This window comes from Rahnella sp. 2050 (genome assembly GCF_040544515.1).
GTDB classification, from domain to species: Bacteria; Pseudomonadota; Gammaproteobacteria; order Enterobacterales; family Enterobacteriaceae; genus Rahnella; species Rahnella aceris.
Window position 1 is genome coordinate 279,351 of sequence record NZ_JBEPKE010000005.1, and the last position, 14,694, is coordinate 294,044.

At 52.4% G+C, this 14,694-nt stretch carries 11 protein-coding genes; 6 read left to right on the forward strand and 5 right to left on the reverse strand.

All coding sequences use genetic code 11. The annotated features are described in order from the left end of the window. Window positions 1–31: 31 nt before the first annotated feature. Both tamB and tamA read right to left on the reverse strand, forming a co-directional pair. The gene (gene tamB, locus ABIC79_RS19365) at window positions 32–3,847 is read right to left on the reverse strand and encodes an autotransporter assembly complex protein TamB (RefSeq protein WP_314523215.1); all 3,816 of its coding nucleotides are present in this window, start codon (window positions 3,845–3,847) and stop codon (window positions 32–34) included. Next, window positions 3,844–5,523, reverse strand: coding sequence for an autotransporter assembly complex protein TamA (gene tamA, locus ABIC79_RS19370; RefSeq protein ID WP_222940672.1), 1,680 nt, complete (start codon window positions 5,521–5,523; stop codon window positions 3,844–3,846). The genes tamB and tamA overlap by 4 nt, the downstream gene beginning before the upstream one ends. Before the next feature lie 329 nt (window positions 5,524–5,852). Here tamA and msrA point away from each other — a divergent pair, with 329 nt between their 5' ends. Together msrA and paeA are read left to right on the forward strand one after the other, a co-directional pair. Further along, on the forward strand, window positions 5,853–6,488 hold the full coding sequence (gene msrA / locus ABIC79_RS19375) for a peptide-methionine (S)-S-oxide reductase MsrA (protein WP_014411565.1): 636 nt from the start codon (window positions 5,853–5,855) through the stop codon (window positions 6,486–6,488). 228 nt (window positions 6,489–6,716) lie between these two features. Further along, window positions 6,717–8,066 (forward strand): polyamine export protein PaeA, encoded by a 1,350-nt coding sequence (gene paeA / locus ABIC79_RS19380; protein WP_013573786.1) that lies wholly within the window; start codon window positions 6,717–6,719, stop codon window positions 8,064–8,066. A 113-nt stretch (window positions 8,067–8,179) separates the two neighbouring features. Here the strand turns inward: paeA and ABIC79_RS19385 are convergent, their stop codons facing one another. Beyond that, on the reverse strand, window positions 8,180–8,386 hold the full coding sequence (locus ABIC79_RS19385) for a DUF1107 domain-containing protein (protein ID WP_013573785.1): 207 nt from the start codon (window positions 8,384–8,386) through the stop codon (window positions 8,180–8,182). Between the two features lie 309 nt (window positions 8,387–8,695). Between ABIC79_RS19385 and ABIC79_RS19390 the strand changes: the two genes are divergently transcribed. After that, window positions 8,696–9,253: a YtfJ family protein gene (locus ABIC79_RS19390; protein ID WP_121020152.1), complete on the forward strand. Its 558-nt coding sequence runs from the start codon at window positions 8,696–8,698 to the stop codon at window positions 9,251–9,253. Window positions 9,254–9,288: 35 nt separating this feature from the next. On the opposite strand, the gene cysQ is transcribed toward ABIC79_RS19390, so the two are convergent. After that, the gene (gene cysQ / locus ABIC79_RS19395) at window positions 9,289–10,035 is read right to left on the reverse strand and encodes a 3'(2'),5'-bisphosphate nucleotidase CysQ (RefSeq protein WP_013573783.1); all 747 of its coding nucleotides are present in this window, start codon (window positions 10,033–10,035) and stop codon (window positions 9,289–9,291) included. A gap of 198 nt (window positions 10,036–10,233) precedes the next feature. Here cysQ and ABIC79_RS19400 point away from each other — a divergent pair, with 198 nt between their 5' ends. Next, window positions 10,234–12,183: a bifunctional 2',3'-cyclic-nucleotide 2'-phosphodiesterase/3'-nucleotidase gene (locus ABIC79_RS19400; RefSeq protein WP_112152038.1), complete on the forward strand. Its 1,950-nt coding sequence runs from the start codon at window positions 10,234–10,236 to the stop codon at window positions 12,181–12,183. Window positions 12,184–12,306: 123 nt separating this feature from the next. Next, entirely contained in the window at window positions 12,307–12,972 is a 666-nt protein-coding gene (ytfE, locus tag ABIC79_RS19405; RefSeq protein ID WP_013573781.1) for an iron-sulfur cluster repair protein YtfE, read from the forward strand. Window positions 12,973–13,037: 65 nt separating this feature from the next. On the opposite strand, the gene bamJ is transcribed toward ytfE, so the two are convergent. Continuing rightward, entirely contained in the window at window positions 13,038–13,658 is a 621-nt protein-coding gene (gene bamJ / locus ABIC79_RS19410; RefSeq protein WP_037034256.1) for a BamJ family beta-barrel-assembly machinery protein, read from the reverse strand. A gap of 255 nt (window positions 13,659–13,913) precedes the next feature. Between bamJ and ABIC79_RS19415 the strand changes: the two genes are divergently transcribed. Continuing rightward, entirely contained in the window at window positions 13,914–14,624 is a 711-nt protein-coding gene (locus ABIC79_RS19415; protein WP_013573779.1) for a LysM-like peptidoglycan-binding domain-containing protein, read from the forward strand. Window positions 14,625–14,694 lie beyond the last annotated feature (70 nt).

Below are 14,694 nucleotides of genomic sequence, written 5' to 3' on the forward strand. Positions count from 1 at the left end.
GTTTATATTCGTATAGTAAAAGTCACATGAATTAAAACTCAAACTGATAGAGCAAATCCAATGCCTGATCGATGCCCGATACAGCCTGCAGGTAAAGCTTGGGCATCAACCGGTAGCGCAGAGTGAGCGTTGCCAGCGAGTCGAATATCCCGACGCCATATTTCACCTGTAAACCCGGTAAAACATAACCACTGACCACGACCTGGGAGCTGTCTCCCACGCCCTGAGTATCCAGCGCCAGATTGCTGACACCGAATGCCTCGCCGATTTTACCCACAAGTTTACCACTTTGTGCAACCCCTAACCCGATAAGAGCGGAAGTCATTGCGCCACTGTCACCGCCGGAGTTGTCTAATCCTTGCCCGCGAAGCAGGTAGGACAAGGCTTCCTGCTGTGACATCGCCGGATCTGAGAATATTTCAAGTTTAGGCGCATCGGCCTCACCGGTAACTCTCAAACCAGCAACCACATCGTTTTCTGTCGCGTCCGGGTTACGGATCGCTTCCAGATTCAGTAGCGGCTGGTCCGCCGGGCCGGAGAACAGCAACTGGCCTTTACGTACAATCAGATCCTGCCCGTAGGCATGGAAGCGCCCGGACGGAATATTAATTTGCCCGTTCAGCCCCAGGCCGCGGCTGTCCTGTGCCACTTTCAGCGCACCTTCCAGCCGGGCTTTCAGACCGAAGGCATCGAGACGAACATCTTTACCAATGTTCACCATCAGATTGCTGTTGATCGGAATAGAAGCAGAAGCCGGTGCGATAGGCTGACGCTGGTCGTTGAGCATTACTTCATCCGACGACACGCCCACTGCACTTTCCGGCAATTCCTGCACCGTAATGCGCGCCCACGGAATATCAACGGTTCCGTTAAGCGAGAACAACTGCGGCGTGGCATCAAACACTAAATCCGGTGAAACGTCCAGACGTACCATCGGTGGCACGGAAACCCGCACTTTGTTGCCTCTCGCCGCGATGCGGGCGCGCCAGGCATTAATTTCACTCCAGTCGGCGTTACCGTTCAGCTCAAGCTGACCCTGCGCGGTTTTGATCACCCCTTCCATGATGGATGACATACCGTTGAAATTAATGCCGATATTGGCATCGGTGATATCAAACGGCATAAATTGCGCGTCGAAATCAACACCGGTCAGCGCAAGCCTGCCAAACACCAGCGGTTTCTGTGCGTTACCGCCGAGGCGCAGATTGGCATTCAAAATACCCGAGGCTTTTTCGCCGTCCATCAGCGCGGGTTGCAGCAAGGCCATCGAGATACGGGCAATATTCACATTACCGCTGAGGTTACGTTTTCCCTGCGGATCGGCAATCTGGATGCTGCCGTCAAGCTGACCGTTGTGGGTGATTTTAATCAGCCAGTCGAGACTGGCACGACCGTTGTTCAGCCCGGCGTTCAGATTCAGCGTATCAAACGCCACCGGCAGCGGGCTGCCCTGCACCAGTTGCTGAACTTTCACGCCTTTACCCACCAGTGAAACACTGGCCTGCGGCAGTCCGCCTTCCGCTTTCCAGCTCACATCGGCTTTCCCACTGAACACGCCGCTCAGCTGTGTGTCATCGGTCAGGAAAGGTTTGATCATCGCCAGGTCAAAGCGGTTGAGCACCACGCTCGCCTGCCCGCTGGCACCGGCATCAATCGTTTTCGGTACACACAAATCAGCATTCGGATTTTGCCAGCAATGCGGGCCAACGGTGATCCGTTGCTCTTTATTAAAGTAATCCAGTGCAATCGAACGGTTCAGTCGCCATTGCCCGACTGGCGTATCAAACAAGGTATTGGTGATGTCGCCTTTCCATTCCTCGGTTGCACGGTCAAAACTGCCGCTCAGCGCCAGACGGCCGGAAACCGGTTTGCCATCGACTTTCAACGTCAGTTCATGCTTTTTCTCGTTACCTTTGGCCTCGAGATTAATGTCAGTGATATCCAGCGCATCCTGTTTAAGCTGCTGAACGCGTACACTAAAATTCCCCTGGATCTGATCGGTAGAGCTGACGTCGCCTTTAATATCCACGCGCCGCACCGTCAGCGCCTGCCATTTAAGGCCCGTCGCTGTTATATCCGCCAGCAGCTTCGGTGCCTTGAGATCACCGCGCAGTTGCAGCATTCCTTTCACTACGCCGCCCAGCCCCGGCAATGCACCGTCAAGATGTGGGGCATCGACTTTAGCGTCGAGATTCCAGGTATCAGCGAGCGTCCCCTTCACATCCAGATTATTGCGCCCCAGTTCAAGATGCAGTTGCGGGATATCCCACTGGCCATAACTGTTGCCGCGCACATTACCCTGCGCTTTGACCGCGTTTTGCTTCACGTTACCGGTCAGATCCAGCACCGGCACCTGGATCTGCCATGTACCGCCATACAGGCTGCCGCGCGTGGTGATCTTGCCCTGCAATTTCGCCGGCCAGTCAGGATACTGTTTAGCGGTATTAATGCCGGTCAGCTTCAGTTCACTGTTCCAGCTGATGGCTTTACTCCAGTCCACCACGCCGGTCAGGTCGGTATTGCCTTCCAGCGCGGCAAGGCGCAGCAGGCTCAGTTTGAACTGCTCCACGTTGCCTTTACCGTCGAGGGTCAGCGTCGCAGGCGGTATCTGCTCGCCTTTGAAATCTGAACGCAGTGACAGCGCGTAATCGGTCGCTTTACCACTCACGTTAAATTTGAAGCCTTTCACCTGATACTGCGGCGTGCCGGTCAGCGGCCATTGAAGCGCATCGCTGGTAAGTTGCAGATCCAACGGCAAACCGGCTTCCGCCAGCTGAGTTTGCAAGGCCAGCTGAGCACGCACCGGGCCGGAAAGATTGAGGCCAACATCCAGCTTATCGCGCAGCCCACCCGCGACTTTCAGTTTGATCTTCTCCCCTTTCAGCGGATCGATATTCACGGCGGTATTGAGGGTCATATCGACCGGCCAGTTCTGGTTGAGCGTCGCCTGCCCCATACCATCCACGGAACCCTGTGGCGAGCGCACCATCAGTTTATCCAGTTTTACAATCTGATTTTGCGTACTGGCTTTCAGCTCGAAACGGGTGATCAGCACATCGGTATCGCTGGTGAGACGCAGGTTTTCGGCGAGAATTTGCTGAATATCCAGATCAACCGGCAGACGGAAATCCGGTAACTCAGGCAGCAGCGGTTTAGCAAACAACTCCTGCAATGTTTCACCCAGCGGTTTCTCCGGCACGACCACGGGCGGTTGTGCCGGTTTGCCCGTCGCTTTTTCGACGGCTTTGTCCTGCGCGGCCTGCACCACGTCCGGTAACGGGCTGACCGGGGTTTTCGGCAGCGCAATCAGTAATCCGCCGATACGCGTTGGCATCAGCTGAATTGCGCGGCCTTCCCAGTGCGCCCCTGTGCGGAATGACGCCAGCGAAATAGCCCGGTCATCCAGCGTAATATTGATGTTATCCAGCGTCAGCAAACGCAGCGTGATCGGATACGGCGTGCTGAGATTGGTTAGCGGCTCGCTGTTTTCCGGCTCAGGTTGCGCGGCGGCTGGCGTCATTTCTTTGGTATTGACCACCACATTCACGTCTTTCACCCGCAACGCATTGACGCAAAGCGCGCTGTTTTTCAGGCAGGAGAAATCGAGGGAAAGGTGAAACTCCCCGGCTTTAACGTCCACACCCGGCATTTCGTAATGCACGCCTTTCAGTGTCAGGTCGCGCCATCCACCTTCGGTACTGGCTATGTTCAGGCCCGGTACGAACCGGTTGGCACCGTTGATCATCAGGTGCAAACCGGTTTGTGTGCCGACCAGAAAGGCCACCAGGCTGATTAACAGCACCAGGAAAATCAGGAATCCCAGGCAGATTTTTTTAAATAAACTCATAATTCCGGACCCAAACCGATGTAAAACTGCAATCCATGCTCATCTTTGTCGCCAACCGGAGCGGCAACATCTAATTTCACCGGGCCGATCGGTGAAGCCCAGCGCACACCCACACCCGCGCCGGTTTTAAAATCGTTTTGTGTAATGTCATTAACCGCTTCACCGGAATCGACAAACACGGCGCCCCACCATTTTCCGGTCACGTTGTACTGGTATTCCACCGAACCGGTGCCCAGATAGGACGCACCAGTCAGCTTGCCTTCGTCATCACGTGGAGAAATGGATTTGTATTTGTAACCACGGATACTGCGGTCACCACCGGCGAAGAAGCGCAAGGATGGCGGCACACGTTCGAAGTCATTGGTTTCAATCCACCCCAGATTGCCGCGGAATACAAAACGGTGCTTGTCAGCCAGGGTGCGGATCCAGACGTTTTGCGCCTGAATCACAGCGAAATCGACGTCAGAACCCCAGCTAGTATCGGACACATCAAGGGAGTAGCGCTGAGAATCGCCCCAGGTTGGCATCAGACCGCCGCGCTGACGCGTACGGTTGAGACTCACACCCGGATAAATCAGCATGGTGGTGTTGGTCACACTGCCCTGTGTAAAGTGATCAAGGCTCCAGCGCAGATTGACCGCATGTTGCCAGCCGCTGGAGAGATCCCAATACCGTGCCAGGTTCACTGTCGTGGAATCTGAATTGGTATCGTTCAGGTCTTCACGTTTGAAACCGCCCTGCACCAGGTAATATTGCTCCAGCGGGGATTTCAGCAGCGGAATTTTATAACTGAGATCTAAAGACTGCTCCGGGCCGGAGAGCGTGGTTGAGGTTTCAAAACTCTGGCCACGATCGTTAACCCATGGTTTCTTCCAGTTGGCTGTCACCCGCGGGCCAATGTCCGTGGAATAACCGATACCGGTTTCGATGGTATTCTCGGTGCGCGGCGACACCACGGCATTCAGCGGCAGGGTTTTCGTGGCTTTGGCATCCGTGAAATCCGGTGACACGACAACAGAGTTAAACCAGCCGGTAGCAGACAGGCGGCGGTTAAGCTCAGCCAGTTGCGCCGTGGTGTAGTAATCACCCTGATGAAATGGCACCAGATTTTGCAGATATTCATCACGGATCTGCGATCCCTGATAATGCACATCACCGAAGCGGTAACGCTCGCCGCTGTCAAACTGAATGTCCCAGAACGCTTTGTGCTCGTCTTCGATGACGCCCAGTTGGCTTTTACGCATCGTGGCGTCAAAATAACCTTTGCGCAGGGCAATGCCGGTCAGTGAGCTTTTGAAATTATCGTACGTCCCGTGGTTTAAAATCGTCCCTACCGCAGGCACATCACGCTGTTTGAGCTGTTCGAATTCATTATCTTTGTCTGCCTGCCCTTCAATCACGACACTCGTGCCAGCGATTTTCACCGGTATCCCTGGTGTCACTTTGGCAATCAACACCGGACGCCCGGGCGGCGGTGTTTCGCGGTAATCAAAATCGATGGTCGGCGAATAATACCCCAGCGGCCTTAAACCCTGTTCAATAGCGGCACTGACGCGGGCACGGAACCGTCCGTTAGCCCCGACTTCATCGCTTTGAATGGCTGATAAACGGACGCGGACGTTCCTTTCTAAATCGCCATCCAGGCCTTCCAGTTGCAAACGCACCTTCGCTGCCATGGAAAGTGAGGGGGCCAGCAGTACAAATAACAAACCCAGTTCACGATATCGTGGCACACGCACTCCTGCTAAATTTTACTGTCCTGTTAAAATATCAGATGCCCGCCGGAGATTATCTGCCCATCTTTGGCAGATTCATCTTTTTAAAGTCTGATGAAAGCATTTTAGTGCTAATCCCCTGAAAATGTTCAACGACGAAGCAACGTCCTTCGTATTGTGTGCAAAGACGCAATCAGATACAACTAACACTGACCTGTTGGTCGTTGTTATTCGTACAAACCTTTTGTGACAAACCTCGTTCACTAAAGCAACAACTGGAGTTTTCTGTGGTGCAACTTTCCGATAAAACGCAGTCTGTCACGCAGGCAGAAGCGTTACCTGGCCGTACAACCCCGATGCCGGTGGCAACCCTTCATGCAGTAAGTGGCCACTCAATGACGCATGTTCCTGACAACATGGAAGTCGCGATTTTTGCGATGGGCTGCTTCTGGGGCGTAGAGCGTTTGTTCTGGCAACAGGAAGGGGTTTACAGTACGGCAGCCGGTTATAGCGGCGGTTTCACTCCCAACCCGACCTACCGAGAAGTGTGTACCGGCCAGACCGGTCATGCGGAAGTCGTGCGCGTAGTCTTTGACCCGGCGATTATCAGCTACACAAAACTGTTGCAGATTTTCTGGGAAAATCACGACCCGGCGCAGGGTATGCGTCAGGGCGGCGATATTGGCACGCAATATCGCTCCGCGCTGTATGTGCTGAGCGCAGAACAACAGGATCAGGCGCTGGCAAGTCTGGCGAGTTTCCAGCAGGCGATGGACGAAGCGAACGATAAGCGCACTATTACCACGGAAATCACCGAAGCCCTGCCGTTCTATTATGCGGAAGATGAACATCAGCAATATCTGTTCAAAAACCCGGAAGGTTACTGCGGATTAGGCGGCATAGGCGTCTGTCTGCCGCCGCAATAATGCGGGATTTTTAAGCGCTGGCGGCAGTCTCAGTGCTGCTGCTATACTATGCGGGTCACAAAAGTGGCCCTTGAAAACTATTTCTGGCAATTATCTTTGTTTTTCATCCTTAACGCTTTTTTCTTCTGAACAGCTTTTTAATGTTTTTTTAAAAAGGGTGTTCTTTAAGCAACAAAAATAATGAGTGCCTTTCTCTGCCGGTTAATTCCGGTGTTAAACGGATAGATTATGTTAAACAGTATTTTACTGATTCTCTTATTAATCGCGATCAGTGCCTTTTTCTCGCTGTCAGAGATATCGCTGGCCGCTTCCCGCAAAATAAAACTCAAACAGTTGGCAGACGAAGGAAACGTCAATGCCTCCCGTGTCATGAAGTTACAGGAAACCCCTGGCCTGTTCTTTACCGTGGTGCAGATTGGCCTCAATGCCGTCGCCATCCTCGGTGGTATCGTGGGTGATGCCGCATTTTCCCCGGCTTTCCGGACCTTTTTTATCCGCTTTATGTCGCCTGAAATGGCGGATCAAATCAGCTTTATCTTTTCGTTCGTGCTGGTCACCAGCCTGTTCATTCTGTTTGCTGACCTGACACCGAAGCGCATCGGTATGATTTCACCTGAGTCGGTTGCCGTCCGTATAGTCAACCCGATGCGTTTCTGTCTGATGATTTGCCGCCCGATGGTGTGGTTCTTCAACGGTATGGCGAACATGATTTTCCGTCTGTTCAAGCTGCCCATGGTGCGTAACGACGACATCACTTCCGACGATATTTATGCCGTCTTTGAAGCCGGTGCGCTGGCGGGCGTACTGCGTAAGCAGGAACATGAACTGATTGAAAATGTGTTCGAGCTGGAATCCCGTACCGTTCCGTCGTCAATGACCTCGCGTGAAAGCGTGATTTATTTTGACCTGCGTGAAAGCGAAGAAAGTATTAAAGAGAAAATCGCCACACACCCGCATTCCAAATTCCTGGTGTGTGACGGTCATATTGATCAGGTCGTCGGTTATGTTGATTCGAAAGATTTACTGAACCGTGTGCTGGGTAATCAGAGCTTAATGTTGAGCAGCGGTGTGCAAATCCGCAATGCGCTGATTGTGCCGGATACGCTGACGCTTTCCGAAGCACTGGAAAGCTTCAAAGCGGCAGGCGAAGACTTTGCCGTGATCCTCAACGAATATGCGCTGGTGGTGGGTATTATCACGCTTAACGACGTGATGACCACGCTGATGGGGGATCTGGTGGGTCAGGGTATGGAAGAACAGATTGTGGCCCGTGATGAGCATTCATGGCTGGTTGAAGGCGGTACGCCAATCGAAGACGTGATGCGCGTGCTGCATATCGAAGAATTCCCGCAATCCGGTAACTATGAAACCATCGGCGGCTTCATGATGTTCATGCTGCGCAAGATCCCTAAGCGTACGGATTTTGTGAAATTCTCCGGCTTCAAATTTGAAGTGGTCGATATCGACAGCTATAAGATTGATCAGTTGCTGGTGACGCGTATTGTCGACCAGCCTGCTGCACCGCTGCTGCCAAAAACGCCGCAGGAAATTAAAGACGACAAGAAAGCGCAGGGGTAAGGCGCTTTTTCAAGCGTGGAAAATTCAAACGCCAGAAACACTAACGGCTCCTTCAGGGAGCCGTTTCTTTTTGCGCACGCTGCTATAAAGCAGTGACAACACGCAGGGCACACTTAGCCCATTTCTGCCTGCAAATGCGTAACCTGACGGTTAACTTCAGACATCACGCTAAAGTGGCGCTTATCGCGTACCTTTGGCAACAGGATCTTGCCTTGGTCGAATTCAAAAGCGCCGACGTCCTTGATATACAAACGTCCACGAAACAGTGTCTTAACGTACTTTGCGACTTTCATCGGATTGTAACGCTGGAATATTCTCATTTTTCTATTGTTCTCCGTTAAATCACTGCAGGTACCGGCCACGTCGCAAGGCGACAGATACCGGGACAGAAAAGTGTTTTGCAGTGAAGAGACCTATAACATAGCAGGGCACTCAGGTATTGCCAGTGGATTTAACTGCTTTTACATTGATTTTCAGTATTGTCTTAAACCCTGACATTCAAACACAGTATAACCCTGCTTTATGTGGCAATTTTGTAATCAGCAACACAAATTTAACATACCAACAGGACAGACCACTTAGGGCGTCCTATGATTGGCGTGACTGTTCTTTTGCGCCCCGGAGAATCTATGCTTTTAAGAAGTCTTTTTGTGATCACTTTTATGACATTTTCGCTTTTTGCATCTGCCCACAACTTTACCGTCGGCCAGCGTCTGGCACCGGTTGGGGTGGATGATAAAGGCGAACTGAATGACGTTAAGGATGCATTCAGTTACAGCAAATGGAACAGCGCAAAACTTCCTGGAAAAGTGCGTATTGTGCAGCACATGGCGGGAAGAAGCAGCGCCAAGGCCCTGAACGAACCGCTAATTACGGCGATCAGAGCCGCGAATTTGCCCCATGACCGTTATCAGACCACGACTATCGTCAATACCGACGACGCTATTATCGGTACCGGCATGTTCGTCCGTAAAAGCATAGAAAGCGGCAAACGTGAATTCCCGTGGTCGCAGGTAATTGTCGACAGCAACGGTGCGGTGAAAAAGGCATGGGACCTGCAACCGGAAAGTTCAGCGGTGGTGGTTCTGGATAAACACGGGGTAATTAAATTCGCCAAAGACGGGCAGTTGTCACCGCAGGAAGTCCAGCAGGTGATTACGCTGGTGGATCAGCTGGTAAAAGAATAAAACGTAAAAACCCCGGCGTAAACCGGGGTGTCATATCAGAATAAAGACACTCTGAAGCCCGGATTCAGGAACGATTCGCGTGGCACGTAGTTCAGCGTCTGCCCTTTCCAGTCATGTACCTGCGCACCGGCAGCCAGCGCGACAGCATGACCGGCGCCGGTATCCCAGATATTAGTCGGTCCGAAGCGCGGATAAAGTTGTGCCGCACCTTCCGCCACCAGACAGAATTTCAGCGACGAGCCGATCGCTACCGTCTGATGTTCGCCCAGTTGCGCCAGGTAATCCTGCAATTCAGGGTCATTACTGAAGTGTGAACGACTGACGACCACCAGCGGCGGATGCGCTTCTTTCACTGCAATCTGCTGACGTTCGCCCTGCTCTTCTTTCCAGGCTTTGCCTTCTGCGGCGCTGTACATCACCTTGGTCACCGGCACGTACACCACGCCTAACACCGGGATACCGTCTTCGATCAGTGCAATATTAACGGTGAATTCACCGTTACGTTTCAGGAATTCTTTGGTACCGTCCAGCGGATCAACCAGCCAGTAACGCGTCCAGTTCTGACGCTCGCTCCAGCTTTGCGGGTCTTCTTCCGACAGCATCGGCGTTTGCGGATCCAGCGTTTGCAGGCCGGCTTTAATCACGTTGTGCGCTGCAATATCTGCTGCGGTGACCGGCGAATCGTCTTTTTTATGGCGCGCATCAAGCGGTTGTTCACCGTCATACACCGCCATGATCGCGTCACCCGCATCGCGCGCTAACTGACAAATTTGCTCTAACATCGTTTACCTCAGTGCTTTGATTCTCATTTCTCAAGCCTAGTTTTTTTTGCCGCGAATAGCCATCCCGTAATGTGAACACGTCATAAAGCTGTTACATCTCACATTTATCCATGACAACTGATTACATTCTCAGCAAATTTTGAGATACATATCCGGTTTTCTCTTACGGGCATCATCCCTTTCTCTGGAGGCAAGGCAATGAATAAACGTCATCTGACGTTATCCCTGCTGGCGGTACTGACGGCAGCATCCGTTCAGGCGTCACAGGTGGATCTGCGCATTATGGAAACCACGGACCTGCACAGCAACATGATGGACTTCGATTACTACAAAGATAAACCGACCGATAAATTTGGACTGGTGCGCACCGCGAGCCTGATCCATGCGGCACGGAACGAAGTCACCAACTCAGTATTAGTCGATAACGGCGACATCATACAGGGCAGCCCGCTGGGCGATTACATGGCGGCGAAAGGCCTGAAACAGGGCGACGTCCATCCTGTTTATCTGGCGATGAATACACTCGATTATGCGGTCGGTAATCTCGGTAATCACGAATTTAACTACGGTCTGGATTATCTGAAAAAAGCGCTGGCCGGGGCGAAGTTTCCTTACGTAAATGCCAACGTCATTGATGATAAAACCGGTAAGCCGCTGTTCACACCATTCCTGATCACCGATAACGCGGTAAAAGACCGGGAAGGTAAAACCCATAATCTCCGCATCGGCTATATCGGTTTCGTGCCGCCGCAAATCATGGTCTGGGACAAAGCTAATCTGCAAGGCAAAGTCACTGTGGCGGATATCACCGAAACCGCTAAAAAGTGGATCCCCGAAATGCGTAAGCAAGGTGCCGACATCATTGTCGCCATCCCGCACTCTGGTCTTTCCGGCGACCCATACAAAACCATGGCAGAAAACTCGGTGTATTACCTGAGCCAGGTGAAAGGCATCGACGCCATTATGTTCGGCCATGCGCACGCGGTTTTCCCGAGTGAGGAATTCGCCAGCATCAAAGGCGCGGACATCAGACAAGGCACGCTGAATGGTGTTCCTGCCGTGATGCCCGGCATGTGGGGCGACCATCTTGGTGTCGTGGATATGGTGCTGAACAACGACAGTGGCAGCTGGAAAGTCGAAACGGCTAAAGCTGAAGCGCGCCCGATTTACGATAAAGAGCAGAAGAAATCTCTGGCGGCGGAAGATCAGAGTCTGGTGAAAGTGCTCGCCCCTTCTCATGACGCAACACGTAAATTTGTCAGTAAGCCAATCGGCAAATCCACCGACAACATGTACAGCTATCTGGCACTGGTTCAGGACGACCCGACGGTACAAATCGTCAATAATGCGCAGAAAGCCTATACCGAACATTTCATTCAGGGTGACCCGGATTTAGCCGATCTGCCGGTACTTTCTGCTGCTGCACCCTTTAAAGTCGGCGGACGTAAAAACGATCCGGCCAGTTTCGTGGAAGTGGAAAAAGGCGAGCTGACTTTCCGCAATGCGGCAGATTTGTATCTGTATCCGAATACACTGGTGGTGATGAAAGTCACCGGACAGGAAGTCAAAGACTGGCTGGAATGTTCTGCCGGACAGTTTAATCAAATCGATATTCACAGCACCAAACCACAACCGCTGATCAACTGGGATGGCTTCCGTACTTATAATTTTGACGTTATCGACGGCGTGAAATATGAAGTTGATGTCAGCCAGCCGGCAAAATTCGATGGTGAATGCGCACTGATTAATAAAGATGCAGAACGCATTAAAAACCTGACCTACAACGGTAAGCCGATAGACCTGAAAGCCACCTTCCTGGTCGCCACGAATAATTACCGGGCTTACGGCGGAAAATTCGCAGGCACCGGCGATAAACACATTGCTTTCGCGTCACCGGATGAAAACCGTTCCGTGGTTGCGGCGTACATCAGTGCCGAAACCAAAAAAGCAGGCGCGGTCACGCCAACGGCGGACAACAACTGGAAGTTGGCGAAAATTGCAGCAACGCAACCGCTGGATATCCGTTTCGAAACGTCTCCTGGCGACAAAGCGGCGGCCTTTATTCAGTCTCACGCGCAATACCCGATGATGGCCAAAGGCACCGATGCCATAGGTTTTGAGATTTATCAGGTCGATTTGCAAAAATAATGCCCTGTCAAACGCCCCGCCCGGGGCGTTTTTTCTTTCTGTACTTCCTTTGAGCTATAGCCGCGCCTTAAACATGCATTTATAATACATGTTATAAATTCTTTCATTTAACGAGGCTTCATCATGGACTATCGCGACCAACCCCTTGGCGCTCTGGCTGTTGCCATTCCGCGCGCTACCCGTCTGTTCCGTCAGTACGATCTCGATTTCTGCTGTGGCGGTAAACAAACCCTGCTGCGCGCCGTCACCAAAAAAGAGCTGGATATTGATCTCATCGAACAGCAGATTGCTGAAATTGCCCGGCTGCCGGATACCTCCACTGACTGGAAAACCGCACCGCTGGCGCAAATTATCGATTTTATTATTCCTCGCTACCATGACCGCCACCGTCAGGAGCTGCCTGAACTGGTTCTGATGGCAGAGAAAGTGGAACGGGTACACGGTGACAAATTGCCTTGCCCCCATGGTCTGGCGGTTCAGCTGCAACTGATTCTGGAAGAACTGACCAGCCACATGATGAAAGAAGAACAGATCCTGTTCCCGATGATCCGCGGCGGAATGGGCCGTCAGGCTGCCGGTCCGATTTCAGTCATGGAACGTGAGCACGATGATGCGGGACAGATTCTTGAAGAGATTAAACGTCTGACCAATAACGTGACGCCGCCGGAAGGGGCGTGTGTGACCTGGCGGGCGCTGTACGCCGGGATCAACGAATTCATCACCGACCTGATGGAGCATATCCATCTGGAAAACAACCTGTTGTTCCCGCGCGCGCTGCGTGGCGAATAATTCAGGTTTCAGAGGTAAAAAAGGGCGCATATGCGCCCTTTCTTGTTTCTGCTATCCGGAAGGAATTACAGAATTTCCAACAGCTCAACTTCGAAGATCAGCGCGCTGTATGGAGGGATGGAAGCCCCCGCGCCACGTTCGCCGTAAGCCAGGTTATGCGGGATATACAGCTCCCACTTAGAACCGACAGGCATCAGGGTCAGTGCTTCGATCCAGCCCGCGATCACGCCATTGACCGGGAATTCAGCCGGCTCGCCACGCTGTACGGAGCTGTCAAACACGGTACCGTCGATCAGTTTACCGGTGTAATGAACACGTACGCGATCCTGACGGCCCGGAATGGTGCCTTCGCCCTGGGTGATGACAGAGAATTGCAGACCAGACTCGGTGCTGCTCACGCCTTCGCGCTGTGCATTTGCAGCCAGGAATTCCTGACCCTGAACAGCCAGAGCTTCCTGGCGTTCACGACGAACAGCATCAGCACGTTCGTGGACTTCACGCAGTGCGCGGTGAACCACATCAACAGGAACGGCTGGCGTATTCCCTTCCAGCGCGTCGCGTAAGCCTGCCAGCAGTGCGTCAGGCTCTAAACCCTGCAAACCTGATTCCTGCAACTGTTGACCGACCTGCAGGCCGATACCGTAACTTGCCTGCGCTTCTACGCTGTCAAATGAAGGGGTAGTCATGAAATTTCCTTAGCTCTTAAAAATGTCGAACGCGCAGCATAGCAGCGCAAGGCTTTTGGGTAAAATTCTCTGTGAGGCAACATGACGGCAGGCGCAGTTCCTTTCCCTTTTCGGTAAATTTTTCGCATTTGACGCCATTCACGACATCGTTCGGGTGATATTTGTGCTTTGTCCCTTTCCGCATCAAGCAGTTAAACGGCTATACTAGGCAGCAACAGGCAGTCGACATTACGACAGTTAACAAGAGAGGTCGTCATGGGCAGAATCCCGCCCAGGAGAAGGAAAGCCATCCGTATTTATCAACCCATGTTGAGATCCTGGATTGCCATTATGAAAAGGCCGATGCGAGACACCACAGCACCGCAGAGTGAAAGCGAGAGTGAAATCACTTCTGCAGAAACGGAAACCGGTACTTCCGCCGCCGCCCGGGGCAAAACGCTGCTGAGCAAAATCTGGCACATGAGCGACGATTTCCACTGGTTGTCGCCCCTGCCGTATGCGCACCGCCGCGGCATTATTCTGGCTGTGCTGGTCATCCTGCTGGCATTACTGTGGCCCTATACGCCAGAAAACACCTATGCGCCGTCGCAACCGCAACAACCGGCAAGTATCCCGATGCAGGCCGATTTGCGTAACGATCAGGGCCGCACAACGCAAATGGCGCAGCCTGAGCCTGTTCAGCCGCAGAGTAATGACAACAGCGGCACGTGGCGCAGTTATCAGGTGCAGTCGGGTCAGACGCTGGCGCAGTTGTTCCGCGATAATAATATGGCAGTAAATGACGTATTTTCGATGGCACGGGTAGAAGGGGCGGACAAACCACTGAGTACCCTGAAAACCGGGCAGGAAGTGAAGATACAGCGTGATGCGCAGGGGATGGTCATGGCCCTGCAAGTGACAACGGATCAAAATGTTACCGTGACGTTTACCCGTCAGCCGGACGGCAGTTTCCAGCGCGGTAACTGATCGGCTTCTTATCTTTGCATTGTTCATCATGCAGAAAAGCAAAACGCCGGCACATGGCCGGCGTTTCACA